Annotated in this window: 20 protein-coding genes; 11 read left to right on the plus strand and 9 right to left on the minus strand. The window is 56.6% G+C overall.

Translation table 11 applies throughout. The features are described 5' to 3' along the window. Window positions 1-142 precede the first annotated feature (142 nt). The gene (gene mrcA / locus P6287_RS17905) at window positions 143-2,683 is read left to right on the plus strand and encodes a peptidoglycan glycosyltransferase/peptidoglycan DD-transpeptidase MrcA (protein WP_101762673.1); all 2,541 of its coding nucleotides are present in this window, start codon (window positions 143-145) and stop codon (window positions 2,681-2,683) included. Between the two features lie 51 nt (window positions 2,684-2,734). Here mrcA and nudE read toward each other — a convergent pair whose 3' ends face one another. Further along, window positions 2,735-3,301, minus strand: coding sequence for an ADP compounds hydrolase NudE (gene nudE / locus P6287_RS17910; protein WP_101762674.1), 567 nt, complete (start codon window positions 3,299-3,301; stop codon window positions 2,735-2,737). 397 nt (window positions 3,302-3,698) lie between these two features. On the opposite strand from nudE, the gene P6287_RS17915 reads away from it, so the two are divergent. The 5 genes from P6287_RS17915 to pckA all read left to right on the plus strand — a co-directional run bounded on the left by P6287_RS17915 (window position 3,699) and on the right by pckA (window position 9,773). Beyond that, the gene (locus P6287_RS17915; protein ID WP_137386663.1) at window positions 3,699-5,840 is read left to right on the plus strand and encodes an intracellular growth attenuator family protein; all 2,142 of its coding nucleotides are present in this window, start codon (window positions 3,699-3,701) and stop codon (window positions 5,838-5,840) included. Window positions 5,841-5,893: 53 nt separating this feature from the next. Continuing rightward, window positions 5,894-6,562 carry a GMP/IMP nucleotidase gene (gene yrfG, locus P6287_RS17920; RefSeq protein WP_101762676.1) on the plus strand — a complete coding sequence of 223 codons (669 nt, stop codon included), beginning with the start codon at window positions 5,894-5,896 and terminating at the stop codon, window positions 6,560-6,562. Between the two features lie 18 nt (window positions 6,563-6,580). Further along, on the plus strand, window positions 6,581-6,982 hold the full coding sequence (gene hslR, locus P6287_RS17925) for a ribosome-associated heat shock protein Hsp15 (protein WP_101762677.1): 402 nt from the start codon (window positions 6,581-6,583) through the stop codon (window positions 6,980-6,982). Between the two features lie 24 nt (window positions 6,983-7,006). After that, window positions 7,007-7,879: an Hsp33 family molecular chaperone HslO gene (hslO, locus tag P6287_RS17930; protein ID WP_277974181.1), complete on the plus strand. Its 873-nt coding sequence runs from the start codon at window positions 7,007-7,009 to the stop codon at window positions 7,877-7,879. Window positions 7,880-8,153: 274 nt separating this feature from the next. Further along, window positions 8,154-9,773 carry a phosphoenolpyruvate carboxykinase (ATP) gene (gene pckA / locus P6287_RS17935; protein ID WP_101762679.1) on the plus strand — a complete coding sequence of 540 codons (1,620 nt, stop codon included), beginning with the start codon at window positions 8,154-8,156 and terminating at the stop codon, window positions 9,771-9,773. A 36-nt stretch (window positions 9,774-9,809) separates the two neighbouring features. On the opposite strand, the gene envZ is transcribed toward pckA, so the two are convergent. Both envZ and ompR read right to left on the minus strand, forming a co-directional pair. Then, entirely contained in the window at window positions 9,810-11,174 is a 1,365-nt protein-coding gene (envZ, locus tag P6287_RS17940) for a two-component system sensor histidine kinase EnvZ (protein WP_101762680.1), read from the minus strand. After that, window positions 11,171-11,890, minus strand: a complete 720-nt coding sequence (gene ompR / locus P6287_RS17945; protein WP_001157751.1) for a two-component system response regulator OmpR — start codon at window positions 11,888-11,890, stop codon at window positions 11,171-11,173. Before ompR ends, envZ begins: the two co-directional genes overlap by 4 nt. A 512-nt stretch (window positions 11,891-12,402) precedes the next feature. Between ompR and yjbE the strand changes: the two genes are divergently transcribed. Continuing rightward, entirely contained in the window at window positions 12,403-12,645 is a 243-nt protein-coding gene (gene yjbE / locus P6287_RS17950) for an exopolysaccharide production protein YjbE (RefSeq protein WP_101762681.1), read from the plus strand. Between the two features lie 146 nt (window positions 12,646-12,791). Here yjbE and greB read toward each other — a convergent pair whose 3' ends face one another. Beyond that, complete coding sequence (gene greB, locus P6287_RS17955) at window positions 12,792-13,280, minus strand: transcription elongation factor GreB (RefSeq protein WP_101762682.1); 489 nt, start codon at window positions 13,278-13,280, stop codon at window positions 12,792-12,794. Window positions 13,281-13,469: 189 nt separating this feature from the next. Between greB and P6287_RS17960 the strand changes: the two genes are divergently transcribed. Both P6287_RS17960 and P6287_RS17965 read left to right on the plus strand, forming a co-directional pair. After that, entirely contained in the window at window positions 13,470-15,800 is a 2,331-nt protein-coding gene (locus tag P6287_RS17960; RefSeq protein WP_277974945.1) for a Tex family protein, read from the plus strand. Window positions 15,801-15,913: 113 nt separating this feature from the next. Further along, window positions 15,914-17,599 carry an alpha-amylase family glycosyl hydrolase gene (locus P6287_RS17965; RefSeq protein ID WP_277974182.1) on the plus strand — a complete coding sequence of 562 codons (1,686 nt, stop codon included), beginning with the start codon at window positions 15,914-15,916 and terminating at the stop codon, window positions 17,597-17,599. On the opposite strand, the gene bioH is transcribed toward P6287_RS17965, so the two are convergent. After that, window positions 17,583-18,353, minus strand: coding sequence for a pimeloyl-ACP methyl ester esterase BioH (bioH, locus tag P6287_RS17970; protein ID WP_277974183.1), 771 nt, complete (start codon window positions 18,351-18,353; stop codon window positions 17,583-17,585). The two genes, P6287_RS17965 and bioH, sit on opposite strands and share 17 nt — an antisense overlap. Window positions 18,354-18,388: 35 nt before the next feature. Here bioH and gntX point away from each other — a divergent pair, with 35 nt between their 5' ends. Both gntX and nfuA read left to right on the plus strand, forming a co-directional pair. Further along, window positions 18,389-19,066: a DNA utilization protein GntX gene (gene gntX / locus P6287_RS17975; protein WP_101762685.1), complete on the plus strand. Its 678-nt coding sequence runs from the start codon at window positions 18,389-18,391 to the stop codon at window positions 19,064-19,066. 58 nt (window positions 19,067-19,124) lie between these two features. Then, on the plus strand, window positions 19,125-19,700 hold the full coding sequence (gene nfuA / locus P6287_RS17980; RefSeq protein WP_064741235.1) for a Fe-S biogenesis protein NfuA: 576 nt from the start codon (window positions 19,125-19,127) through the stop codon (window positions 19,698-19,700). 39 nt (window positions 19,701-19,739) lie between these two features. Here nfuA and malQ read toward each other — a convergent pair whose 3' ends face one another. The 4 genes from malQ to glpG form a co-directional block, all read right to left on the minus strand. After that, window positions 19,740-21,794 carry a 4-alpha-glucanotransferase gene (malQ, locus tag P6287_RS17985; RefSeq protein WP_277974184.1) on the minus strand — a complete coding sequence of 685 codons (2,055 nt, stop codon included), beginning with the start codon at window positions 21,792-21,794 and terminating at the stop codon, window positions 19,740-19,742. Window positions 21,795-21,822: 28 nt separating this feature from the next. Next, complete coding sequence (malP, locus tag P6287_RS17990; RefSeq protein WP_277974185.1) at window positions 21,823-24,228, minus strand: maltodextrin phosphorylase; 2,406 nt, start codon at window positions 24,226-24,228, stop codon at window positions 21,823-21,825. A gap of 175 nt (window positions 24,229-24,403) precedes the next feature. After that, the gene (locus tag P6287_RS17995) at window positions 24,404-25,162 is read right to left on the minus strand and encodes a DeoR/GlpR family transcriptional regulator (protein WP_008107931.1); all 759 of its coding nucleotides are present in this window, start codon (window positions 25,160-25,162) and stop codon (window positions 24,404-24,406) included. 42 nt (window positions 25,163-25,204) lie between these two features. Beyond that, window positions 25,205-26,029, minus strand: coding sequence for a rhomboid family intramembrane serine protease GlpG (glpG, locus tag P6287_RS18000; RefSeq protein WP_277974946.1), 825 nt, complete (start codon window positions 26,027-26,029; stop codon window positions 25,205-25,207). Window positions 26,030-26,057 lie beyond the last annotated feature (28 nt).

Raw genomic sequence — 26,057 nt, forward strand, 5'->3', positions numbered from 1 at the left:
ATCTCCTTATCATTAAAAGGTCAGAGTGCTGATACCCCGGCAACTTCAAGCCTGACAGGTATATGAATGCGTCAGGCTTGTCTTTATACTACCGCGCGGTTGCTTATAAACTGCTCAAACGACAACAGATGGGAATTCTCAGGTGAAGTTCGTAAAGTATTTATTGATCCTTGCAGTGTGTTGCATTTTGCTGGGAGCCGGCACGGTTTATGGTTTGTACAAATACATAGAGCCGCAGCTGCCTGATGTGAACACATTGAAAGATGTGCGCCTGCAAACTCCTATGCAGGTTTACAGCGCGGATGGCGATCTAATCGCCCAGTACGGCGAGAAGCGCCGTGTCCCGCTGACCCTACAACAGATGCCGCCTGAGTTAATCAAAGCGTTTATTGCCACCGAAGATAGCCGTTTCTACGAGCATCACGGTGTCGATCCGGTGGGGATTTTCCGTGCAGCCAGCATTGCGCTGATGTCCGGTCACGCCTCGCAGGGCGCCAGTACCATTACTCAACAGCTGGCGCGTAACTTCTTCCTCAGCCCGGAACGCACCTTGATGCGTAAGATTAAGGAAGCGTTCCTCGCGATCCGTATCGAACAGCTGCTAAGCAAAGATGAAATCCTTGAGCTCTATCTCAACAAAATTTATCTCGGCTATCGCGCGTACGGCGTAGGCGCGGCGGCGCAGGTCTACTTTGGTAAACCTATTGATCAACTGTCGCTGAGTGAAATGGCGATGATTGCTGGGTTGCCAAAAGCACCTTCGACGTTCAACCCGCTCTATTCTCATACGCGTGCGCTGGCGCGTCGTAATGTGGTGCTGGCGCGTATGCTGGATCAAAACTACATCACGCAGCAGCAATATAACGAAGCGCGTAACTCGCCGCTGACGGCCAGCTATCACGGCCCGGAAATCGCCTTCTCTGCACCTTACTTAAGTGAAATGGTGCGTCAGGAGATGGTGAAGCGTTATGGCGATAAAGCCTATGAAGATGGTTACAAGGTCTACACCACCGTCACCCGCCATCTGCAGGAAGCCGCACAGCAGGCGGTGCGTAACAATGTGATGGCGTATGACATGCGCCACGGCTATCGCGGTCCAACCAATGTGCTGTGGAAAGTGGGCGAAGCGAGCTGGGATCAAACCCGCATCCAGAATGCGCTGAAAAATCTGCCAACTTACGGACCGCTGAATGCTGCGGTGATCACCAGCGCCAGCGCCGATCACGCCACGGCGATGCTGAAAGATGGCAGCAGCGTTACGCTGAATATGGCCGGCGTACGCTGGGCACGCGCTTACAAATCTGACACGCTGCAAGGCCCAACGCCGCGCAGCGTGACGCAGGTGCTGCAAACCGGCCAGCAGATTTGGGTGCGTAAAGTGAATGACGACTGGTGGCTCGGCCAGGTTCCGGCGGTGAACTCGGCGCTGGTGTCACTCAATCCAGAAGATGGTGCGGTTCGCGCGCTGGTCGGCGGTTTCGATTTCAATCAGAGCATGTTCAACCGCGCAACCCAGGCGCTGCGTCAGGTGGGTTCCAACATCAAACCCTTCCTGTATACCGCCGCGATGGATCGCGGTTTAACGCTGGCATCGATTCTCAACGACGTGCCGATTTCGCGCTGGGATGCCGGTGCGGGTGCTGACTGGCGTCCGAAGAACTCACCGCCAACGTATGCAGGTCCAATCCGTTTGCGTCAGGGCTTAGGCGAGTCGAAAAACGTGGTGATGGTACGTGCGATGCGTGCGATGGGCGTTGATTACGCGGCGGAATATCTGCAGCGTTTCGGCTTCCCGGCGCAGAACATCGTGCATACCGAATCGTTAGCCTTAGGCGCGGCGTCCTTTACCCCAATGCAGGTAGTACGCGGCTACGCGGTGATGGCGAACGGCGGCTTCCTGATTGATCCTTACTTCATCGCGAAGATTGAGAATGAACAAGGCGGCGTGATCTTCGAAGAAAAACCGAAGATTGCCTGTCCGCAGTGCAACCTGCCGGTGATCTATGGCGATACCAAAAAGTCGGTCGCGTTGAATGAAGAGAGCGTCGAGAATGTCGCGACCTCCGATCAATCGCAGAACCAAACCGTGCCGCAACCGGAGCTGGAGCAAGTGCCTGCACAGCCGGGTGGCGAGCAGCAGTATGCTCCGCACGTGATCAACACGCCGCTGTCATTCCTGATCAAGAGCGCGCTGAACACCAACATCTTCGGCGAGCCGGGCTGGATGGGAACGGGCTGGCGTGCCGGTCGTGACCTGAAGCGTAACGATATCGGCGGCAAAACCGGTACCACCAACAGCTCGAAAGATGCGTGGTTCTCTGGTTATGGTCCGGGCGTGGTGACGTCGGTGTGGATTGGTTTCGATGATTCGCGCGCGTTGGGTCGCTCCACCATGTCAGGTGCGATACCGGATCAAATCTCCGGTTACGAAGGCGGCGCGAAGAGTGCACAGCCAGCGTGGGATGACTATATGAAATCCGCGCTGGAAGGCGTGCCGGTACAGCCGCTAACACCGCCAGATGGCGTGGTTACCGTTAACATCGATCGCGGCACCGGCAAGTTGGCTAACGGCGGTAACTCGCGTCAGGAGTACTTCATCAACGGCACCCAGCCAACCGAGTATTCGGTGCATGATGTCGGCACCACCCTCATGGACAACGGCGAAAGCCACGAACTGTTCTGATCAAAAAAGCCGGCAAATGCGCCGGCTTTCTTTTTTTAATGATGATGCAATTTAGTAGCTTAAACGGCCCTGCTTCACCAGCCACTCACGCACCATAAACAGCGCGCTGACGTTACGCGCTTCGCGGAAGTCGGGTTCATCCAGCAGCGCCAGCAGATTATTTAGCGGCCAGCGATGGACAATAAGCGGCTCCGGCTCATCACCTTCCAGCTTCTCTTCGTACAAACCTTCCGCCACCACGATGTTCATCTTGCTGGAGAAATATGAGGGCGCCATGGTCAGCTTGCCCAGCGCTTCCAGTTTGGTGGCACCAAATCCCGCTTCTTCTTTCAGTTCACGATCGGCGGCTTCAAAGGCGCTTTCGCCAGGATCGATTAGCCCTTTAGGAAAGCCCAGTTCATAGCTTTCCAGACCGACGGCATACTCCTGAATCAGGATCACGTCATCGCCAATTATCGGCACAATCATCACCGCTTCACGGTCGGAAGGTTTCATGCGCTCATAAACGCGGCGCGCGCCATTACTGAAAGCGAGATCGACCGCTTCGATGGTGAACAGGCGGGAGCGGGCCACCGCTGCCACATTGAGGATGTCAGGTTTTTTCATTGGGGTTTTCATATCAGCCTCAAACTTAGCACAACCCTGTGAAACGTGATGACGCCAGCATACCGAAGCCAGAACTATTGTGCGACACGCAGCGTAAGTAAACTATGGTGACATACATTCACTTATGGCTGCTAACAACTTCTTGTTATCTATGCAGTTAAAAATTCACAATAAGTCAACGGTGTGGGGTTAAATTCAGAAAATACCGATATTTAGTTGAGTCATGTCTGGTTAACATCCCGTTAAGGAATGATCTAACAAACTATAATTAAATGATTTTGCGCGTTATTTTATCTGACTTTTCCCTTGTCAGAATGACATCTGCTCGCCAAAATTGACTTGTATTGATGGATTCACCGGGAGTAATTCGTTAACGTGAAGGCAGTTTTTTGGCTGGATTGAGCAAAGCATGAGCACTTATATTGTCATTCTGGCTGTCATGCTCGCCTGTTCCTTATTAGCAGGTATCGGCTATTGGTTCGCTATGCGGCATCGTCCGCCGTTGGCGAAACCACTGCCGTTTATCAGTCCGCCTAATCGCAAGCTCACCGACGAAGAACGCGCTGCCGTTGAAAAGTACATCGCGCTACTAGTGAAACAGCAGCAACACAGCAGCGCGCGATCCGCAAAGAAGCCGCGCGAACCTCAAGCGCTGACGCTCACCGCGCAAAGCAACAATGTTTATCCTGTCACCCGCTCCATCACCCGCTATGGCCTCTCCACCGACGATCCGCAGAAGTGGCGCTACTATCTCGATGAAGTCGAAGTTCATCTTCCGCCGCTTTGGGAACAGTACATAGCCGAAGAGAACCACGTAGAGCTGATCCGCACGCAAACGCTGCCGCTGGTGATTTCGCTTAACGGACATTCGCTGGTGAATTACGCGGTAGAACAACCGGCGCTGCCGCCACTGGTGCGTCCGATGTCCACTAACGCGTCGATTCGTAAAGAAGAGAGCGAGAATGTTGAGCTGCTGCAGGTACGCAAAGAGACCTCAGAAGAGTATCAGCTGTCTCGCGCCGACGGCACGCGTGAAGCGGTCGCCATCTGTTTCGCTTTCCTGCTGTTCTTCCTGAGTCTGGTGCTGCCCGGCAGCCTGATGGGCTGGATTGCGCTGCTCGGCTGCCTGATGATCGCCGTTAGCCTGTGGTTCCTCTATCGCTTCCCTGGCGCCAAAGGTTTGCGCGATGTGCATTGCCTGCGCGGTGCGCCCAAGCGCTGGGGCCTGTTTGGTGAATCCAATCAGGAGCAGAGCAACATCTCGCTGGGCATTATTGATTTAATCTATCCCGCGCACTGGCAGCCGTATGTAGCGCACGATTTAGGCCAAACCACCGACGTCGATATGTACCTCAATCGTCAGGTAGTGCGTCAGGGGCGCTTCCTGTCGCTGCAGGATGAAGTGCGTAACTTCCCGGTGCAGCGCTGGCGTAAAAATCTGGTGCTGGCGTGCGGCTCGCTGCTGGTGCTGGTCATGCTATTCACCTGGATTCCTCTCAGCATGCCGATCAAACTCAGCCTTGCATGGGTGAAAGGCACCGAGAGCATTGAAGTGAATAGCGTGGATAAGCTGAATGCGCTGCCGCTGCACATCGGCGACATTTTGAAAGTGGGCGGCACCGGCATGTGTTCGGTACCGGGCAATTATCAAAGCAATCGCAGCTACGCCTACATGCCGTTCGACTGCTCGGCGATTTACTGGAATAACGCCGCGCCGCTGCCACAGCCGCAATCGGAGATCATCGATAAAGCCTCGGCGCTGCTCGATACCACCACGCGCCAGCTGCATCCGGAAACCAATACCGATCCCAAACTCAATCCGCAGCTCGCCTCGGCGATTCAGAAATCGGGCATGATTCTGCTGGATGACTTCTCGGATTTGGTGCTGAAAACCCAGGATCTGTGCAGCCAGCAGCAGGATTGCGTACGCCTGAAAAATGCGCTGGTGAATCTCGGCAACGCCAAAGATTGGGATTCACTGATTCACCGCGCGGATTCTGGCAAGCTGAATGGCATGAACGTGCTGCTGCGTCCGGTGAGTGCCGAAGCGCTGGAAAATCTGGTGAACACCGCCACCTCCAGCTTCTTCGCGCGTGAAACGCGCCGTGCGGCTGAAAACCTCAATAGTCCACCGCCGGGTGGCTTCCTGATTGTCAGTGATGAAGGTCGTCAGATGGTGATGCAGCCGCAGCCGTCGGTACCGCTGTTCGATCTTGATGCGCCTTCGCAATGGCGCGAGCTGCAACGCATGTCTGGCATGCTGCTGCATACGCCATTCGCCGCCAGCGGCATCATCACCAGTATTACCACCGATGCCAACGGCACACGCCATATCGCGCTGCATAACGAGCCGGATGCCATGGCGCAGTGGCGCTATTTGGGTACGACGCTGTTGATGCTGGTGCTGATTGCCAGCGCGGTGATCAACGGCTTGCTGGCGCTGCGTCGTATTCATCGCAATCGCCTGCGCATGGCGGAAATTCAGCAGTATTACGATAAGTGCTTCAACCACAATCTGAACACTATGCAGAGCGTGCGCTCACTGTTCTGAGCCCTCTCCTTCTGTGCTACCCTGTCGCCCACTTTTTTGCGGCGAGAAAGACAATGCAGGTTACGCTTAACTGGTCAGAGATTGATACCGTGCTGCTGGATATGGACGGCACCTTGCTCGATCTCGCCTTTGATCGCCACTTCTGGCTGGAACACGTTCCGGAAACCCTGAGCCGCGAACGCGCCATCACGCTGGGCGAAGCGCATCAGCTGATTGAGCAGAAATACCAGGCCGTGGTGCATACGCTAAACTGGTATTGTCTCGATTACTGGTCTCAGGAACTGGCGCTGGATATTCGCGCCATGACGTGGGAGAAGCGCCACCGCGCGGCAATGCGTGAAGATACGCTGCCGCTATTGCAGGCGCTGCGTGCCGCAGGTAAGCGCACGATTCTGTTGACCAATGCGCATCCTTACAATCTAGATGTGAAACTGGAGCAGACCGGATTAGCTGCCCACCTTGATTTATTACTTTCCACCCATACCTTTGGATATCCGAAAGAGGATCCGCGTCTCTGGCAAGCCGTTCAGCAACACACTGCGTTTGACAGCGCGCGCACGCTATTCATTGATGACAGCGAAGCGATTCTGGATGCAGCAACACGCTGGGGCATCCGCTGGTGCTTAGGCGTCAGCAATCCGGATTCCGGTCGGCCCGATCAATCTTTCCAGCGTCATCCGGCGGTACGCGATTATCGCCAATTGTGTGAGACGCTGCGTTAAAGCAGGAGCCGCAATACCATGAAAGAGAAAGTGAGCGAAGGCGTGCGCCTCGACAAATGGCTGTGGGCCGCGCGCTTCTACAAAACGCGTGCGCTGGCACGCGAAATGGTCGAAGGCGGCAAAGTGCATTACAACGGTCAGCGCAGCAAGCCGAGCAAACTGGTGGAGCTAAATGCTGAATTGACGCTGCGTCAGGGCAACGATGAGCGCACCGTGGTGATCACCGCCGTGACCGATCAGCGTCGTCCGGCCAGCGAAGCCCAGGCGCTGTATGCCGAAACCGCCGCCAGCATCGACAAGCGCGAGAAAACCGCGCTGGCACGCAAGATGAATGCCTTAACCATGCCGCACCCCGATCGCCGCCCGGATAAGAAAGAGCGCCGCGATCTGATGAAATTTAAATTGTCGGGTGATAAATAACGCGCCCCCAACGAGAGAAACACTATGTCTGCAAACGATCAACTGCACCGTTACCTGTTCGAAAACGTCGCCGTGCGCGGCGAGCTGGTCAATGTGAGCGAAACCTGGCGTGAAATCGTCGAAAATCACAACTACGTTGAGCCGGTAAAAACCTTGCTGGGCGAGCTGCTGGTAGCCACCAGCCTGCTAACGGCAACGCTGAAGTTTGACGGTGATATCACGGTGCAGTTACAGGGCGACGGTCCGCTGACGCTGGCGGTGATCAACGGTAACAACCGTCAGGAGTTGCGTGGCGTGGCGCGCGTGCAAGAAGACGCGGAGATCGCACCCGGCAGCAGCCTGAAAGAGATGGTCGGTAACGGCTATCTGGTGATCACCATTTCGCCAGAGAAAGGCGAGCGCTATCAGGGCGTGGTTGGCCTGGAAGCGGATACGCTGGCGGGTTGTCTGGAAGATTACTTCATACGTTCTGAGCAGTTGCCAACGCGCCTGTTTATCCGCACCAGCAACAAAGGCGCAGCCGGCATTCTGCTGCAGGTGCTGCCAGCGCAAGAGCCGAGCCTGGATGATTTCAATCACCTCGCCACGCTGACCGAAACCGTGAAGAGCGAAGAGCTGATTGAGCTGCCCGCCACCGACGTGCTGTGGCGCCTGTATCATCAGGAAGAAGCCACCGTGTTCGATCCGTCGCCAGTCAGCTTCAAGTGCACCTGTTCACGCGAGCGCTGCGGTGAAGTGCTGAGCACGTTGCCGGTTGAGGAAGTGGACGAAATCCTCGCAGAGGATGGCGAAATCGATATGAATTGCGACTATTGCGGATCGCATTACGTGTTCGATGCAGTGGATATTGCCGCTATTCGTAACGCGCCAACCAACAACAGCGATCACGTGCATTAATTACCTGCCGGGCGGTTCATCCGCCCGCATTCCTGCTGAACGTATCCCTATCATTTATCACGGTTATTAGCTAAATAACGCTGACTTTAGTTTCATAAGTGGCAGATTTCTCTACTTGTCACGTTCCAGCTCGCATTTCTGACTATCTTCTCTTTTCCGCCGTGCTCAGAAGAGTACACTGCGCGCGATCTGCCCTGCGTGGCTATGCAGGCAGGCGGCAGAATCACCTCATAAAAAATATGCAGTAACAGATACCGATTAAAGGAGCAGTCACATGCGCGTTAACGGCCTGACATCGCAAGACCTCGCCTCTATGGGCATCAGCGGCACCACCGAAGTGGTGTACAACCCTGATTTCGACACCCTGTTTCAGGAAGAAACTCGCCCAGAGCTGGAAGGTTATGCGCGAGGCATTCTGACGCAGAGCGGTGCTATTGCCGTGGATACCGGCATCTTCACGGGTCGCTCGCCAAAAGATAAGTACATCGTTCGGGATGACACCACGCGCGACACGCTGTGGTGGAACGATGTCGGCAACGGTAAAAATGATAACCAGCCGCTGTCACAGGAAACCTGGCAGGCGTTGAAAGATCGCTGCACCCAGCAGCTTTCCGGCAAACGCCTGTTTGTGATCGATGCGTTCTGCGGTGCCAATCCTGACACGCGCCTCAGCGTGCGCTTCGTGATGGAAGTGGCCTGGCAGGCGCACTTCGTCAAAAACATGTTTATCCGCCCGAGCGAAGCCGAACTGGCTGACTTCAAACCGGATTTCGTGGTGATGAACGCCGCGCAGTGCACCAATCCAGACTGGCAGGCGCAAGGTCTGCACTCCGAGAACTTCGTCGCCTTCAACCTGACCGAGCGCATGCAGCTGATTGGCGGCACCTGGTACGGCGGCGAGATGAAGAAAGGGCTGTTCGCCATCATGAACTACCTGCTGCCGCTGAAAGGCATCGCTTCAATGCACTGTTCGGCTAATGTCGGCAAAGCGGGCGATGTGGCGGTGTTCTTCGGCCTGTCCGGCACCGGTAAAACCACATTGTCCACCGATCCGGATCGCCAGCTGATTGGCGATGACGAACACGGCTGGGATGACGACGGCGTGTTCAATTTTGAAGGCGGCTGCTACGCCAAAACCATCAATCTGTCTGAGCAGGCGGAGCCGGAGATCTACCGGGCGATTCGCCGCAATGCGCTGCTGGAAAATGTGGTGGTGCGCGCCGATGGCAGCGTGGATTACGCCGACGGCAGCAAGACCGAGAACACCCGCGTCTCTTATCCGATCGAGCATATCGAGAACATTGTGCAGCCGGTGTCGAAAGCGGGCCATGCGAAGCGGGTGATTTTCCTTACCGCCGATGCCTTTGGCGTGCTGCCGCCGGTTTCACGCTTGACGCCGGAACAGACGCAATACCATTTCCTGTCTGGCTTTACCGCCAAACTGGCCGGCACCGAGCGCGGCGTCACGCAGCCAACGCCCACCTTCTCTGCCTGCTTTGGCGCGGCGTTCCTGACGCTGCACCCTACGCAATATTCCGACGTGCTTGTGAAGCGCATGGAAGCGGCAGGTGCGCAGGCGTATCTGGTGAATACCGGCTGGAACGGCAGCGGCAAGCGCATTTCGTTGAAAGACACGCGCGCCATCATCAATGCGATTCTGGCCGGTGAGCTGGATGAGGTTGAGACTGACACCTTGCCGGTGTTCAACCTGCAGATGCCTAAAGTTCTGCCGCAGGTGGATAGCGCGATTCTCGATCCGCGCCGCAGCTGGCCAACAGAAGCGGCCTGGCAGCAAGCCGCGCAGGATCTGGCGCAGCGCTTTATTACTAACTTTGAGAAATATACCGATAACGATGCGGGTAAAGCGCTAGTTCAGGCGGGTCCGCAGTTGTGATGTGAAAACCCGGTGGGCATAAATGCCCGCCGGGTATCACGCACTGTGATTGATACTCGCCACCGCCGTAGCGCTGCTGCCTTCCGGAATCGGCAACCAGGCACGAATCCGCAATCCGCCCCGGTCGCTGTCACCAATCTCCAGCGAGCCTTCATGCGCATCAATAATACGCTGCACAATCGCCAAACCGAGACCGGTGCCGCTGGTACTGCGCGCGCTGTCGCCGCGCACAAACGGCTGGAACAGATGCTGTAGCTGATCCGGCTTGATGCCCGGACCATCATCCTCCACCTGGAACCACGCGCGGTTCAGCTCCTTGCCGCTGCTGACCTTAATCCATCCATTGCCATAACGCGCCGCGTTGACCACCAGATTCGCCAGCGCGCGCTTGATGGACAGCGGGTTGATATCCAGCATCAAATCCTCGGACATCACCGCGTTCTCAATCTCGCGCTCGTAGCCGCTCTCTGCCGCCACCACTTCGCCCAGCACGCTGTTGAGGTCGGCACGCTCGGTCTGCATCTCCTGACCGGTACGCAGATAGTCGATGAACTGCTCGATAATCGCGTTGCATTCTTCGATATCTTTGTTGATCGACTCCGCCAGATAACCATCCTGCTCGCCCATCATCTCAGTAGCGAGACGAATGCGCGTCAGCGGCGTACGCAAATCGTGGCTGACACCCGCCATTAACAAGGTACGATCGTCGGCCAACTGCTTCACACCGGCCGCCATTTGGTTAAACGCCCGCGTCACCGAACGCACTTCCGACGCGCCGTATTCACGCAGCGGCGGTGGAATGATGCCTTTACCGACCTGCAACGCCGCATGCTCCAGATCCACTAAGGGTCGGTTCTGGATGCGGATAAACAGCCAGGCGCCGCCAATCGCCAGCAGCATAATCGCCAGCGTGTAGCGGAACAGCGGTGAGAAGTCGCCCTGATGGATTTCGGTGAGCGGCACGCGCACCCAGATATCCGGCGACAGCCAGGTTTTCAGCCACACCACCGGCGAGTTTTTATTCACCTCGACACGGACATCGGTAGGACCGCCCAGCTGCTGGCCCATCTGCTCACTGAGGAATTCGTAATGTTGCGCCCAGCGCAAACCGCTCTCTTCCGCCGCCGCGTTGGTGTACAACGAGATGCCCAGCTCACGATAAATTTCGCGTCGGAAGGCCGGTGGCACTTCCAACTGCGTTCCGTCTTCCAGCTGCAGCCGATCGGTCATCAACATACGCACTTCGTACGCGAGGACCTTATTGAACTGCTGCAAGCTGGGAAGAATGGCGAAATTGAGCACCACCAAATAGGTTGTTACCAGGCTGACGAACAGCAAGGTAACAATCAATAACAAGGTGCGGGCAAACGAACTGCGGGGTGAGAAGCGCAATCGCCTCATGCTTTGCTGCCGTCCGGAACGAATACGTAGCCAAGACCCCAAACGGTCTGAATGTAACGTGGATGCGCCGGATCTTCTTCCACCATGCGGCGCAGACGCGAGATCTGCACGTCGATGGAGCGTTCCATGGCGCTGTATTCACGGCCACGCGCCAGGTTCATCAGCTTATCGCGTGACAGAGGCTCACGCGGATGGCTCACCAGCGCTTTCAGCACGGCAAACTCACCGCTGGTCAGCGGCATTGGCTCATCTTCACGGAACATCTCGCGGGTGCCGAGGTTCAGCTTGAACTTACCGAAGGCGATAACCGCTTCTTCCTGCGAAGGCGCGCCCGGCAACTCATTGGCCTGACGACGCAGTACGGCACGAATACGCGCCAGCAGTTCGCGCGGGTTAAACGGTTTTGGAATGTAGTCATCCGCACCGATTTCCAGACCGACGATACGATCCACTTCTTCACCTTTCGCAGTGACCATGATGATCGGCATCGGGTTGCTTTGACTTCGTAAACGACGGCAGATAGACAAACCATCTTCGCCCGGCAGCATCAAGTCGAGCACCATCAAGTGGAAGGATTCGCGGGTTAACAGTCGGTCCATTTGCTCGGCGTTGGCAACGCTACGCACCTGAAAGCCCTGCTCGGTGAGATAGCGCTCCAGCAACGCACGCAACCGCATATCATCATCGACGACCAGAATTTTGTAGTTCTCTTGCATGTTCAACTCCCAAAGGCGCCATTGCCTGAGCCAATATTGTTAAAAAAAGAGGCCTCAGTGTGACAGTCATTAATGGTTTATATTCTAGCCGAAATTGTTACAAAGCATATTAAACAGCAGCTTATATTTATTTTTGACCCTGAAATGCGCTTCGCTTCGCGTTTTTTATCTGTGCTTTCAAGCCGCTTAGCGCTTATCTGAAAATTTGGCGCATTTTCTTTCTGTTACTGGTTCATGACAAAAAATCCCGCCGCCAGAGAGGCGTTCAGGGCGATTTGACTTAAGGTGATGGTGAAGAATAGGCCTGAGTTGGAGTGATGGCAGCATAAAATAGGGCATTTCTCTCGCGGAATGCGCATCTGTTTTCGGAACAATTCCCGAGCGATGAAAAACAAGGCCAGTGTTAAATTAATTCCTACAAATCAATCAGTAATCTCCTCTTTCCTCGCTTCTCTCGATCTCCGACACTGGATTCGTACCTGTTGTTATTGAGTTCATGTGGAGAGAGAAAAATGAAAAAAACGGTAATTCTGCTGGGCGCACTGGTACTGACCAGCTTCACTCAGGTTCAGGCGGCCACCAGCGCGGGCGAAGCGGCTGGCGCGCAGGCATCCACGACGGCGAAGGGTAACTCGGACGCGATCGGTGTTGGCGCTGTAGGCGCGCTGCTCGGCGTGGCGCTGGCGACCATGGGCGGCGGCGACAAAGGTGGCAGCGGTACCTCAACCACCACCGCGACCCAGGCCGGTAAATAACGCATCACGGCCGTACCGTTAATCTCTGCCATTTAATACCGCACATTTCGTAGCGGCGCGATTTATCGCGCAATAAATTGCGCCGCTACGATGTGTGCGTTTTGCGAAAGAGTGTTGAGTACTACACCAACGGCGATTGCGCTTTTTTAAGGCGTCTCTTTCACATAATCGATGCTGTTCACAAACCACAGCTTCTGCCCTTCCGGCGTGTTGACCACCACTTCGTCATCCACTTCTTTCTTGATCAGCGCGCGCGCCATCGGCGAGTCGATCGAGATGTACTCTTTCATCGTCTCGCCATAAATTTCATCCGGGCCAACAATGCGGAAACGCTTCACATCGCCCTGCTCATTCTCCACTTGCACCCAGGCACCGAAAAACACTTTGCCCTCCTGCTGCGGCGCGTAATCGACGATTTTCAGATCGGCGAGGCATTTGCGCAGATAGCGCACCCGGCGATCGATCTGGCGCAGCAGACGCTTGTTGTAGGTGTAATCGGCGTTTTCCGAACGATCGCCGAGGCTGGCAGCCCAGGAGACGATTTTGGTGACTTCCGGACGCTTTTCGTTCCACAAATGGTCGTGTTCGGCACGCAGCTTGTTATAGCCTTCGCGGGTAATCAGTTGGGTTTTCATGACTTCAACTCGTGGTGACGGCGGTTCTTCGCAGCAAAGAGGCTAACAATAAGCGACCGATTGACCATCAGCAAGATTGCGCGCGCTGCATTCAGAAAAAGACGGATTCACAGGCCACCGGCTGGCAATTTTCGGCCTCATTCCGTATAACTGTCCGCTATTTCCAACCCTGTGTAAGCATTGTTAATGATGATGAAAGATTCACTGAGCCAGATTATCGCAGGTGAGCTGAAGGCACGCGCCGACCAGGTTGATGCTGCCGTTCGCTTACTTGATGAAGGGAACACCGTGCCGTTTATCGCACGTTATCGTAAGGAAGTGACCGGCGGACTCGACGACACTCAGCTGCGTTTGCTGGAGAGCCGTCTGAGTTACCTGCGCGAGCTGGACGATCGTCGCCAGTCGATTCTGAAATCCATCGACGAACAGGGCAAACTCACGCCTGAACTCGCCACCGCCATCAACAGCACGCTGAACAAAACCGAGCTGGAAGACCTTTACCTGCCGTACAAACAGAAGCGTCGCACGCGCGGACAGATTGCTATTGAAGCCGGTCTGGAACCGCTGGCCGATACGCTGTGGCAGGACCCATCGCAGGATCCCGAGCAGCTGGCCGCCAGCTACGTTGATGCCGACAAAGGTGTCGCCGACGTGCGCGCTGCGCTGGATGGCGCGCGCTACATCCTGATGGAGCGCTTTGCCGAAGACGCGACGCTGCTGGCGAAAGTGCGTGAATATCTGTGGAAGAACGCGCATGTGGTTTCGCGCGTGGTGGAAGGTAAAGAGGAAGAAGGCGCGAAATTCCGCGACTACTTCGATCATCACGAAGCGCTGAGCGGCGTCCCGTCGCACCGTGCGCTGGCGATGTTCCGCGGCCGCAATGAAGGCGTGCTGCAGCTGTCGCTGAATGCCGATCCGCAGTTCGACGAAGCCCCGCGTGAAAGCTATGGCGAAACGCTGATCGCCGAACACCTCAAGCTGCGCCTGAATAACGCGCCAGCGGATAGCTGGCGTAAAGCGGTGGTGAGCTGGACCTGGCGCATCAAAGTGCTGCTGCACCTCGAAACTGAATTGATGGGCACCCTTCGTGAACGCGCCGAAGATGAAGCCATCAACGTATTTGCCCGTAACCTGCACGATCTGCTGATGGCTGCGCCTGCGGGCATGCGCGCCACCATGGGCCTCGATCCAGGCTTACGTACCGGTGTGAAAGTTGCGGTGGTAGATGCCACCGGCAAGCTGGTCGCGACCGATACCATTTATCCGCACACCGGCCAGGCGGCGAAAGCGGCCACGGCTGTGGCGGCGCTGTGCGCCAAACATCAGGTTGAACTGGTGGCGATTGGCAACGGTACCGCCTCGCGCGAGACCGAGCGTTTCTTCCTCGACGTGCAGAAGCAGTTCCCGCAAATCAACGCGCAGAAAGTGATCGTCAGCGAAGCCGGTGCATCGGTCTATTCGGCTTCTGAGCTGGCGGCACTGGAGTTTCCGGATCTCGACGTTTCCATCCGTGGCGCGGTTTCCATCGCGCGTCGCCTGCAGGACCCGCTCGCCGAGCTGGTGAAGATCGATCCGAAATCGATCGGCGTAGGCCAATATCAGCATGACGTCAGCCAAAGCCAGCTGGCGAAGAAGCTGGATGCGGTGGTGGAAGACTGCGTAAACGCCGTGGGCGTCGATCTCAACACCGCGTCTGTGGCGCTACTGACCCGCGTGGCCGGTTTAACCCGCATGATGGCGCAGAATATTGTTAGCTGGCGCGATGAAAATGGCCGCTTCCAGAATCGTCAGCAGCTGCTAAAGGTGAGCCGCCTCGGGCCGAAAGCCTTTGAGCAGTGCGCGGGCTTCCTGCGCATCAACCACGGCGATAACCCGCTGGATGCCTCAACCGTGCACCCGGAAGCCTATCCGCTGGTCGAGCGCATTCTGGCCGCCACCGAGCAGGCGCTGGATGAGTTGATGGGCAATGCTGGCGGTCTGCGTGATCTGAATGCCCGCGACTTCACCGATGAGCGCTTCGGCTTGCCAACGGTCACAGACATCATCAAAGAGCTGGAAAAACCGGGCCGCGATCCACGTCCGGAGTTTAAAACCGCGCAATTTGCTGAAGGCGTGGAAACGCTCAACGATCTGCTGCCGGGCATGGTGCTGGAAGGCGCCGTCACCAATGTCACCAACTTCGGTGCTTTCGTCGATATCGGCGTGCATCAGGATGGTTTGGTGCACATCTCTTCCCTTTCCGACAAGTTCGTTGAAGATCCCCATCAGGTGGTGAAAGCCGGCGATATCGTCAAAGTGAAGGTGATGGAAGTGGATATGCAGCGTAAGCGTATTGCGCTCACCATGCGTCTGGACGAGCAGCCTGGTGAAAGCCATGCCCGCGGCAGCAACCGCAGCGCAGGCAAAGAAAACGCCCGCCCGGCGGCCAATAACAAAGGTCGCGGCAAACCCGCCAGCTCGTCTGCCGGCAACAGCGCGATGGGCGATGCGCTCGCCGCGGCATTCGGTAAAAAACGCTAAGTTCCTGCCGTAAATAACGCGCGGAGAAACCTTAGTCTCCGCGCGTATCAGCTTGATAAATCTCCTCATCCAACTACGCTGAAAAAATAACCTTCCGCGTGGCCCAGCGATCCATGGATATTATCAACGCCTTAATCGATGAGATTTATCACGGCAGCTTTACGGTCGCGGCGCGTGAACGCCTGCTTTCGCACATTCGTGCCGCACGCGATACGGCAAAACTGCCGCGCAAGGCGCACTGGGATGAGAAAGATGTGGTGCTGATTACCTATGCCGATCAATTCCGCGAACCTGAACAGCCAACCCTTGCCAGCTTCTCGCGTTTTTATCAGCAGCATCTGCAATCCACTTTCAGTCTGGTGCATCTGTTGCCGTTCTTTCCCTACTCTTCCGACGATGGCTTCTCGGTTATCGACTATCACCAGGTCAATCCGATTTGCGGCGACTGGCAGCACATCAGCGCGCTGCACAGCGAAACGCGGCTGATGTTTGATTTTGTCTGCAACCACATGTCGGCGCACAGCCGCTGGTTTCAACACTTTCTGGCGCAGGATCCGGGTTGGGATGATTTCTTTATCAGCATGCCGCCGGCGACCGATCTCAGCGCGGTGACGCGTCCACGCACCTCGCCGCTGCTCACACCGTTTGCGATGGCCGACGGCGAGACGCGCTATATCTGGACCACCTTCAGCGCCGATCAGATCGACCTCAACTTTGGCAATCCGGAAGTGCTGATTCGCATGGTCGATGTGCTGCTCGACTACCTGAACAAAGGCGCGGATTATGTGCGGCTCGACGCGGTGGGCTACATGTGGAAAACGCCGGGCACCAACTGCATTCACCTGCCGAAAACGCATCAGCTGGTGAAGCTGTTTCGCGCCATTGCCAATGAAGTGGCGCCCGGCACGGTGATCGTCACCGAAACCAACGTGCCGCACAAAGACAACATCAGCTATTTCGGTAACGGCAAAGATGAAGCGCAAATGGTATACCAGTTTTCGCTGCCGCCGCTGGTGCTGCACGCCATTCATTCCGGATCGGCGCGTGCGCTGCGTCAATGGGCCAGCACGCTGGATTTAGGCGGTGGCACCACCACTTTCTTTAACTTTCTTGCCTCGCACGACGGCATTGGACTCAATCCGGCGCGCGGCATTTTGTCGGAAGTGGAGATTGTGGCGCTGGTGCGTGATTTAGCACTGGAAGGCGCGCTGGTCTCCTACAAGAACAATGCCGATGGCACCACCAGCCCTTACGAAATCAATGTCACCTATTTCGATGCGCTCAATCAGCAGGACGATGACGATGACACGCGTTTGCGCCGCTTCCTGCTGGCACACGCGATTCTGCTGTCATTTCCTGGCGTACCGGCGATTTACATTCAAAGTATTCTTGGCTCGCGCAACGACAATGAAGGCGTGCGGGCCGCCGGTCATAACCGTGCCATCAACCGGGAGAAGTACAGCCTGCGTGAAATGGAACAGTGGATCAGCGGCGGCAACCCGCTGCGCCAACAGGTGTATGAACGCCTGAGCGCGCTGATTCAACTGCGCACGCGGCAACCCGCGTTTCATCCCGATAACCCGATGACGCTGCTGGAAAGCGAAAATAGCCTGCTGGTGTTGCGTCGCCATCAGCCGGATAGCGATGAGGGTTTGCTGTGTGTGTTTAATCTCAGCCGTCATGAGGTGACGACACAGTTACCGCTGGCGCGGCATATGCAGGATGTGATTAGCGGGGAGAAGCTGGATGGCAGCCAGCCCTTAAAGCTGGCTGCGTGGCAGTTTATGTGGCTGCGGTAAACTTGATGATCAGCTGCGTAAATTCATCGGGGTGAGAAATGAAAGGCGCATGCGCGGCTTTCTCCATCACCACCGAGGATGAAGCTGGCCAGCGTGAATCCAGTTCTTCTGCGATACGACGCGGCACCAGCCCATCGAGATAGCCGTAAATACGCAGGAATGGCAGCGGCAGATCGTCGAGCGCGGCACGCAAATCGTCCTGACGCAAAATCTCTAATCCCCCTTCCAGCACCGCAACCGACGGCATCGGCTGCGATAACACCACCTCTTTCAACTGACGCGCATCCTGTCGCGCGTTCTCCGTGCCCATGGTTTGCAGTGCCAGAAAGCGCTCCACGGTGCGCTGGAAATCGGTGCTCAACTGCTGCTGAAAATTTTGCAGCGTTTCGGGCTTGATGCCCGGCCATTGATCACGCGCGGTAAAACATGGCGATGAGGCAACGGTGATCAGCGCTGCAACGCGCTCTGGCTGGGTTAACGCCAGCTGGCTAGCAACTAATCCACCCAGCGACCAGCCGAGCAGCACTGCGCGATCGGGCAGCTGCGGCAACAACTGTTGCGCCATTTCCGCTAAGGTCAGCGGCGCAAAACCCTGGCTGCGGCCAAAGCCCGGCAGATCCACCAGATGCAGGCGAAAATGCGAGCTGAGTCGCGGAACGATGTTTTGCCACACTTCGGCGTTCAAACCCCAGCCGTGCAGCAGCACAAGATCGCGATCGCCCGTGCCTGTGGTGTGCCAGTAAAGCGAACTCATCGGTTACACTCCGGAAAAGTGATAAGGAGGTCGCTATGCTACCAATCCCGGCCCTGTGTTGGCTATGCCGCCTGCCGTTGCAGATTGCCAGCCACGGTTTGTGCAGCCGCTGCGTGCAGCAAATTCCGCGGCTACCGGCACTCTGTCCCTGCTGCGGTTTACCGGCCAGTGGAATGCAGCCCTGCGGGCGCTGCCTGCGCCGCCCGCCGCCGTGGCAGAGCCTGAGCTGCGTCAGCGATTACCTGCCGCCGCTGAGCGATTGGGTGCAGCAGCTGAAGTTTTCTCGCGTAACCGCACTCAGAGTGATGCTGGCGCGGCTGATTTTGTTAAAATTGTTAACAATGCGTCGTGATTACCGGCTGCCGCGTGTAGATTTGGTGCTGAGCGTACCGCTGCATCGTCGGCGCGCCTGGCAACGCGGCTACAATCAGGCGGCGCTGCTAGCAAAACCGCTGGCTCGCTGGCTGGGCTGTGAATATCGCGAAGCGGTAAAGCGGGTGCGACAGGGCGCAGTTCAGCATTCATTGAGCGCCAGCGCGCGCAAAAAGAACCTGCGCGGCGCGTTTCGCCTTGAAATGCCGGTGCGCGGACGCCATATCCTGCTTATCGACGATGTTGTGACGACCGGAAGTACCGTGGCGGAAATTAGCCGCATCCTGCTGGCGCAAGGCGCGGCCAGCGTACACATTGGTTGCCTGTGCCGTACCTTGTAGAGCGTCGGTGTTGGGCGTATTATAACCAAGTAATTTAGTCAACTATTGAGCAATCGCCATGATCGTTATTACTGATGCTGCGCAAGAGCACTTCTCAAAATTGCTGTCCAAACAAGAAGATGGCACTCAGATTCGCGTATTCGTCATTAATCCGGGTACGCCAACCGCAGAATGCGGTGTTTCTTACTGCCCACCCGATGCAGTAGAAGCGACTGATACCGAATTTAAGTTCGAAAAACTGTCAGCCTTTGTTGATGAGCTGAGCGCACCGTACCTCGATGACGCGGAAATCGACTTTGTTACCGACAACCTCGGTTCGCAGCTGACGCTGAAAGCGCCTAACGCCAAAATGCGGAAAGTCTCTGACGATGCGCCAATGGTGGAACGCGTGGAATATCTGCTGCAAGCGCAGATTAACCCGCAGCTGGCTGGCCACGGCGGTCGCGTATCGCTGATGGAAATCACCGATGACGGCATCGCCATTCTGCAATTCGGCGGTGGCTGTAACGGTTGTTCGATGATCGACGTCACGCTGAAAGATGGCATCGAGAAAGAGCTGCTGGCAGCCTTCCCTGAGCTGAAAGGCGTGCGCGATTTGACCGAGCACCAGCGCGGCGAGCACTCGTACTACTGATTAAGCACGCGGCAGCGACCCGACGCTGCCGCGCGTTCTTCAACGCTTCCTGCGCCCGGTATTTACCGCATTCAATAAGCCCGGCACGTTTCCTCTAAACATCTTTTCGATTGTGACGCTTAACTTGCGCCGCCAGTTTGGATATTCATCTACCGTACCCGGCACGTTGACCGGTGAAGTCATAGCAAGCCAGTCTTCAGGTTGCAGCCCCAGCAATGCGCTGTTAGTGCGCGCCAGATAGCGGTGGAAGCCGCGATTGAGCATCGGTGTGAAGGACAATCGGCTGGCAACGGTACCGTGGCGCGCAGGCAACGTATTCATCTGATGCAGCGCATCCAATAGCGCCTGTTTTTGTTTATCCCTTTGCCTTAGCAATGACATGTATACGCTCTCCTGGTACAAGCCCAGTTTGTGACCCAGAAAAAGATCCTCATATCTCCAGAATCCCGCCAACGTCGGCAAATCATGGGTACTGGCGCTGGCAATCGACTGCACGGGATACTCTTGCGGCTGACGATAGCGGCCATCGCCGTGCTGCTCGAAGAACAACACTTTCCACGAGAAAATGCCGCTTTTGCGCAGCAGGCTGACGATCTCTTTTGGCACCGTGCCGAGATCTTCGCCAATGACCATGCAGCGATGGCGCTGACTCTCCAGCGCCAGGATCGCTAGCAGATCCTCAACCGGATAGGCCACGTAAGCGCCTTTATCCGCGCTTTCGCCGTAGGGAATCCACCACAAGCGCAGCAGCGCCATCACGTGATCGATACGCAAAGCGCCGCAGTCACGCATATTGGCGCGCAGCAAGTCGATAAAAGGCTGATAGCCGCGCGCGCGCATCACATGTGGATCGAGCGGCGGCAAACACCAGTTTTGCCCCTGTGGACCGAGGCGATCCGGCGGCGCACCGACGGAAGCGCCGAGTTTATACAGTTCCGGATCCTGCCAGGTTTCCGCGCTGCCTTGCGCCACGCCGACCGCTAAGTCGCGATATAATCCCACTTCCATGCCAAGCTGCTGGCTAATTTGACAGCAGATGGCAAACTGCTCTTGCGCCACCCACTGCAACCAACTCCAGAACTGAATCTCCTCTTCGTGTTCCGCACACCATTGCTGCACCTCCGGCAGCAAAGCGTTGCGCCAGCCTTCCGGCCAGTTGGTCCAACCCCATTCATCAGGATGCTGCTGGCTGCGTTCGGCGAGAATGCCATCAAACGCCGCCTGATAACGCAGATGGTCGCCGCCCTCAACGATAAATTGCTGAAATCCGGCATCTTCAGCGGCGCGCGGCTGGAAGCGCTGCCAGGCAAAGCGCAGCGCGGCCAATTTCAGTTTGGCCACCGCGCTGTAATCGACAAACTCAGCCGCGCGCGCCTGATCCAGCGCTTTGCGTGTTTTCGCCCTTTGCCACCAACGCTGCGCTGCCTCGCTACGCTGAAAATCCTCCAGCCGATTAACGTCGATATACAGCACGTTGAGCCAGCGACGCGAGGTTGGGCTGTAAGGACTGGCATGTTCTGGCTGTGCAGGATAAAGCGCATGCAAAGGATTAAGGCCAACGAAGTCACCGCCATTATTGGCAACGTTCTCCAGCATTTGCGCCAAATCGCCGAAGTCACCGATGCCCCAATTGTCATCCGATCGCAGCGTGTAAAGCTGTACTAACGCGCCCCACAGTTTCTCTCCTTGCTCGACTGATGCCGGGATAAAACAGCGGCGTGGCGCAATGATGATGCGCGTTTGCCACTGCTGGCGACCTTTGCGCAGCGTGAGCTGGTGATAACCTTGTGACAGACGTGGCGGCAGTGTGAGCGGTTCTCCGCCCTGCACTTCGCCGCTGAAGCTTTTGCCCTGTTCGGTTTGTAGCTGCCAGGAAAAAGTGCCGCTGCCTTGTGGCGTCAGTTGGCGCTTGCTGCGATCGGCAAATACCTGCACCGGCGGCAGCGGTGGCGCTTTACCGGTAGGCGTTTCCATGACTGCCAGCAACGCGCGTTTGGTCTCATCGCTGATGGTTTCCGGCTCGCCGTGCGCGTTAATAAAGCGCAGCGAAATGCCGGCATCCTGTGTCGCCTGGTCCAGCTTGTTGAGCGTCATCGTGTCTCCAAAATCATCAATCGTGTCTTTATCGGGCCGCCTGCCAAATCCGCTGCTGATAATCGCGAATTGAACGGTCAGAGCTGAAGCGGCCGGTGTGAGCGGTATTGAGGATCGCTGCGCGCGTCCAGGCGTCCGGGTTTTTCCACAACGCTTCCACCTGCTGCTGCGCGGCGATGTAGGCATCAAAGTCGGCCAGCACCAGCCAGGGATCGCCATTTTTGGTCAGGCTTTGCAGCATCAAATCAAACGCATGCTTATCGCCCTCGCTGAACTTGCCCTTCTCCAGCTCCTTCAGCAAACCATCCAGATAAGGATTCTGTTTACGCAGCTTTTTCGGGCTGTAGCCGCCCGCCTTCAGCGCTTTCACCTCATCCACGCTGTTGCCGAAGATAAAGATATGCTTCGCGCCCACCGCTTCAGCAATCTCCACATTGGCGCCGTCCAGCGTGCCAATAGTGAGCGCGCCGTTCAGCGCCAGCTTCATATTGCCGGTGCCGGAAGCCTCATAACCGGCGGTGGAAATCTGCTCGGAGAGATCGGCGGCCGGAATCATCAGCTCTGCGGCGGTGATGCGGTAATCCGGGATAAACACCACTTTGAGGCGATCGCCGACGAGTGGATCGTTGTTGATCACCTCCGCCACTTTGTTGATGGCATAGATGATATTTTTGGCGAGGTAGTAGCCGGGCGCGGCTTTGGCGCCAAACAGGAACACGCGCGGCACGAAGTCGGGGTTATCCGGGTTGTCGCGCAGCTGGCGATAGCAGTGCAGCATATGCAGCAAACTGAGGTGCTGACGTTTGTACTCATGCAGTCGCTTAATCTGCACGTCAAACAGCGCATCCGGATTGATATCAATGCCGGTCACGCGCTTGACGTAGAGCGTCAGCCGCTGTTTGTTTTGCTGCTTGATGTCGCGGAACTGCTGACGAAACGCCTTTTTGCGGGCGAAAGGTGCCAGCCACGCCAGCGCATCGAGATCGTTGGCCCACTCAACCTGCAGGCTGTCATCGATCAGCGTCGCCAGCAGCGGATTACACTGTTTCAACCAGCGGCGCGGCGTGATGCCGTTGGTCACGTTATGGAATTTGTTCGGCCACAGCAGGTGATATTCCGGGAACAGATCTTTCACCACCAGCTCGGAGTGCAGCGCCGCCACGCCGTTGACGGCGAAACAGCTCACCACGCACAGATTCGCCATGCGCACCTGACCATCAGCCACCACCGCCAGCTTGTGCCAGATCGCTTTATCGTCTGGCCACCGTTGCTTCACTATCTTTTTCAGGCGGCGATTAATCTCGCGGATGATCAACATATGGCGCGGCAGCAGGTCGCGCACCAGCTTCTCATCCCAGCGCTCCAGCGCTTCCGGCATCAGCGTGTGATTGGTATACGCAAAGGTGCGGCTGGTGATCTGCCACGCATCGTCCCAACTCAGTTGATGCTCATCCAGCAGCACGCGCAGCATCTCCGGGATGGCGATGGTGGGATGCGTGTCGTTAAGCTGGATCACTTCGAAATCTGGCAAGGTGCGAATGGCGCGCCCGGCGAGATGATGACGCCGCAGAATATCGCCCACCGCGCAGGCGCACTGGAAATACTGCTGCATCAGGCGCAGCCGCTTACCTTCGGCATGATTATCATTGGGATAGAGCACTTTGGTCAGCTTGTCGGCTGCAATGCCTTGCTGCTCAGCCTGCAGGAACTGGCCGTTGTTGAATGCGGTGAGATCGAACGGCTGCGCGCTGCTGGCTTTCCACAGGCGTAGCGGCAGCGTGATACCGTTGCGATAGCCCACCACCGGCAAATCCCAGGCTTCGCCTTTGAGGTGAATTTTAGGTCGCCAGCTGAGGCTACCATCGTGGTTCTCTTTGACCTTGCCGCCGAGGCCTACCTGCACATCCAGCGCGGCGTTGTAGCGGAACCACGGATAGCGATCGCGCTGCCAGTCATCCGGCGCTTCCTGCTGCTGTCCGTCGGCAAACGTCTGACGAAACAGGCCGTATTGATAGTTGAGGCCGTGGCCCATCGCAGCCTGGCCGACGGTCGCCATCGAATCCATATAGCAAGCGGCCAAACGCCCCAATCCGCCGTTACCGAGTGCCGGATCCACCTCCTCTTCCAGCAGTTCGCTCAGCTCAACCTGATGTTCCGCCAGCGCGGCTTGCACCTCGTTATACCAGCCAAGATTGAGCAAATTATTGCCGGTCAAACGCCCCAGCAGAAACTCCATCGACAGATAGTTGACGTGGCGCTGCCCGTGTTTGGCTGGCACAGGTGGCTGCGTCGCCAGCATTTCTGCCAGCACGCGGCTCAGCGCTTGCCACCATTGCTGCGGTGTCATTTGCTGGGCGGAAGTGAGTCCGAGATGCTGCCATTGGCGGGTGAGCGCGGCGTCGAAACGTGTTTTATTGAATTTTTGCTGCGACATATCAATCCCTTCAAGTCCGTTAACGGTAAAGCCGGGCGAGCGCAAGAGGTGAATGGATAAGTAAAGCTGGGGGCGCAGAAAAAAGCGACAGGGAAATGCAGGTGCAGTGAAAAAAATCGGTGCTGATTTTTGTAGCGGCGCAATTTATCGCACAATAAATTGCGCCGCTACGGCATTAGCAAAGTTCGAGGTGAACTTCGTGCTGTTCAATCACTTTCAGCACGCTGGCCGGCGGGCTTTGATCGGTATACATGTAATCAATCAGGCTCATATTGCCGAGGTTGACCATCGCATTACGGCCAAACTTCGAGTGATCCACCACCAGCATCACGCAGCGCGAGTTTTCGATGATGGCGCGTTTGGTGCGCACTTCGTGATAATCGAACTCCAGCAGCGAACCATCCATATCAATGCCGCTGATGCCGAGAATGCCGTAATCGAGGCGAAACTGCGAAATGAAGTCCAGCGTCGCTTCGCCCATGATGCCGCCATCGCGCGTGCGCACTTCGCCGCCGGCGATAATTACGCGGAAATCAGGTTTCGCCATCAGCAGAATCGCCACGTTGAGGTTGTTGGTGACAACGCGCAGATTGTTGTGATTGAGCAGCGCATGCGCCACCGCTTCCGGCGTGGTGCCGATATCAATAAACAGCGTGGCGCCATCAGGGATCTGGCTCGCCACGCGCTCGGCGATGCGCGCTTTCTCCGCCGACCACATCATTTTACGATCCTGCCATGCGGTATTTTCTGAGCTGGACGGCAGCGCCGCCCCGCCGTGATGGCGCATGATTTTGTTCTGATCGGCCAGGTCGTTCAGGTCACGCCGAATGGTTTGCGGGCTGACTTCAAAGTGATCCACCAGCTCTTCGGTACTGACATATCCCTGACGCCGGACCAGATCGATAATGGCGTCATGACGTTGCGTCTGCTTCACATCTCTCTCCTCGGCTCGTGGCCGCTTCTTTTATTGGTGCTGCTAACGACGCGTAATCTTACGCGTATCAACAAATGCCATCGCTAAACCCACCAGTAAGCCGGTGACGTGCGCGGCGTTGGCGATCGACAGGCCAAATGCGCCGTACCAGCCAATCACCAACCATACGACCGCGAAGCCAATCAGGCCGCGCTCGAGATAAATACCACTTTCGGGATCGCGCTCGCCGCGCAGCCAGCAGTAACCCATCAACGCGTAAACCACGCCCGACAAACCACCAAACAGCACGCCGCTGAACTTGGCCTGCATCCAGCCGGTTAGCAGCGCCGAGATCAGCATAATCACAAACAGCTTGCCGCTGCCGAGACGCTTCTCGACCGCACCGCCGAGATACCACCACCACATCAGGTTGAACAGGATATGCAGCAGCGAGAAGTGCAGCAGCGCATGGCTAAACCAGCGCCACACCTGGAAATATTGCGAGGAATTCGCCGGCCATGCCAGCCAATCCAGCGCCACATCATCACCGACGATCTGCATCAGGATAAATACCGCGACGCAGGCGATCATGATGGTCATGGTGAGCGGACCTGCGCGTTCGCGAATGCTCGCCCAGATGTGGGTGCGCTCGTAGCGCAAGCCACTCTCGGTGTTGCCGCTATGCCAGCTGGCCGCCTGATAGCGCGGATGGTTGGGATCGCGCACGAACTGCGCGAGTTCGTTTTCGACCCTCTCCAGCTTGCTTTCGTCATCCAACATAATGACAAAGTGGCTTTCGCGCTCAATGCGTAGCGTCACGCCGCGAGTCGCCATGTAGTCGACAAACGCCTGCGCCATGCGCGGATTATTGAACTGGGTGATGCGCATCATGCGGTGATCTCCTTCCTTATGCGAT

The sequence above is a fragment of the Pantoea sp. X85 genome, from assembly GCF_029623675.1.
Lineage (GTDB): Bacteria > Pseudomonadota > Gammaproteobacteria > Enterobacterales > Enterobacteriaceae > Pantoea > Pantoea leporis.

What these genes read in the sequence shown, in the direction of transcription:
- nudE (WP_101762674.1), bottom strand. Translation starts at nt 3,301, where the DNA reads ATGAAAACCCCAATGAAAAAACCTGACATCCTCAATGTGGCAGCGGTG.
- P6287_RS17915 (WP_137386663.1), top strand. Translation starts at nt 3,699, where the DNA reads ATGAGCACTTATATTGTCATTCTGGCTGTCATGCTCGCCTGTTCCTTA.
- yrfG (WP_101762676.1), top strand. Translation starts at nt 5,894, where the DNA reads ATGCAGGTTACGCTTAACTGGTCAGAGATTGATACCGTGCTGCTGGAT.
- hslR (WP_101762677.1), top strand. Translation starts at nt 6,581, where the DNA reads ATGAAAGAGAAAGTGAGCGAAGGCGTGCGCCTCGACAAATGGCTGTGG.
- hslO (WP_277974181.1), top strand. Translation starts at nt 7,007, where the DNA reads ATGTCTGCAAACGATCAACTGCACCGTTACCTGTTCGAAAACGTCGCC.
- pckA (WP_101762679.1), top strand. Translation starts at nt 8,154, where the DNA reads ATGCGCGTTAACGGCCTGACATCGCAAGACCTCGCCTCTATGGGCATC.
- envZ (WP_101762680.1), bottom strand. Translation starts at nt 11,174, where the DNA reads ATGAGGCGATTGCGCTTCTCACCCCGCAGTTCGTTTGCCCGCACCTTG.
- ompR (WP_001157751.1), bottom strand. Translation starts at nt 11,890, where the DNA reads ATGCAAGAGAACTACAAAATTCTGGTCGTCGATGATGATATGCGGTTG.
- yjbE (WP_101762681.1), top strand. Translation starts at nt 12,403, where the DNA reads ATGAAAAAAACGGTAATTCTGCTGGGCGCACTGGTACTGACCAGCTTC.
- greB (WP_101762682.1), bottom strand. Translation starts at nt 13,280, where the DNA reads ATGAAAACCCAACTGATTACCCGCGAAGGCTATAACAAGCTGCGTGCC.
- P6287_RS17960 (WP_277974945.1), top strand. Translation starts at nt 13,470, where the DNA reads ATGATGAAAGATTCACTGAGCCAGATTATCGCAGGTGAGCTGAAGGCA.
- P6287_RS17965 (WP_277974182.1), top strand. Translation starts at nt 15,914, where the DNA reads ATGGATATTATCAACGCCTTAATCGATGAGATTTATCACGGCAGCTTT.
- bioH (WP_277974183.1), bottom strand. Translation starts at nt 18,353, where the DNA reads ATGAGTTCGCTTTACTGGCACACCACAGGCACGGGCGATCGCGATCTT.
- gntX (WP_101762685.1), top strand. Translation starts at nt 18,389, where the DNA reads ATGCTACCAATCCCGGCCCTGTGTTGGCTATGCCGCCTGCCGTTGCAG.
- nfuA (WP_064741235.1), top strand. Translation starts at nt 19,125, where the DNA reads ATGATCGTTATTACTGATGCTGCGCAAGAGCACTTCTCAAAATTGCTG.
- malQ (WP_277974184.1), bottom strand. Translation starts at nt 21,794, where the DNA reads ATGACGCTCAACAAGCTGGACCAGGCGACACAGGATGCCGGCATTTCG.
- malP (WP_277974185.1), bottom strand. Translation starts at nt 24,228, where the DNA reads ATGTCGCAGCAAAAATTCAATAAAACACGTTTCGACGCCGCGCTCACC.
- glpG (WP_277974946.1), bottom strand. Translation starts at nt 26,029, where the DNA reads ATGCGCATCACCCAGTTCAATAATCCGCGCATGGCGCAGGCGTTTGTC.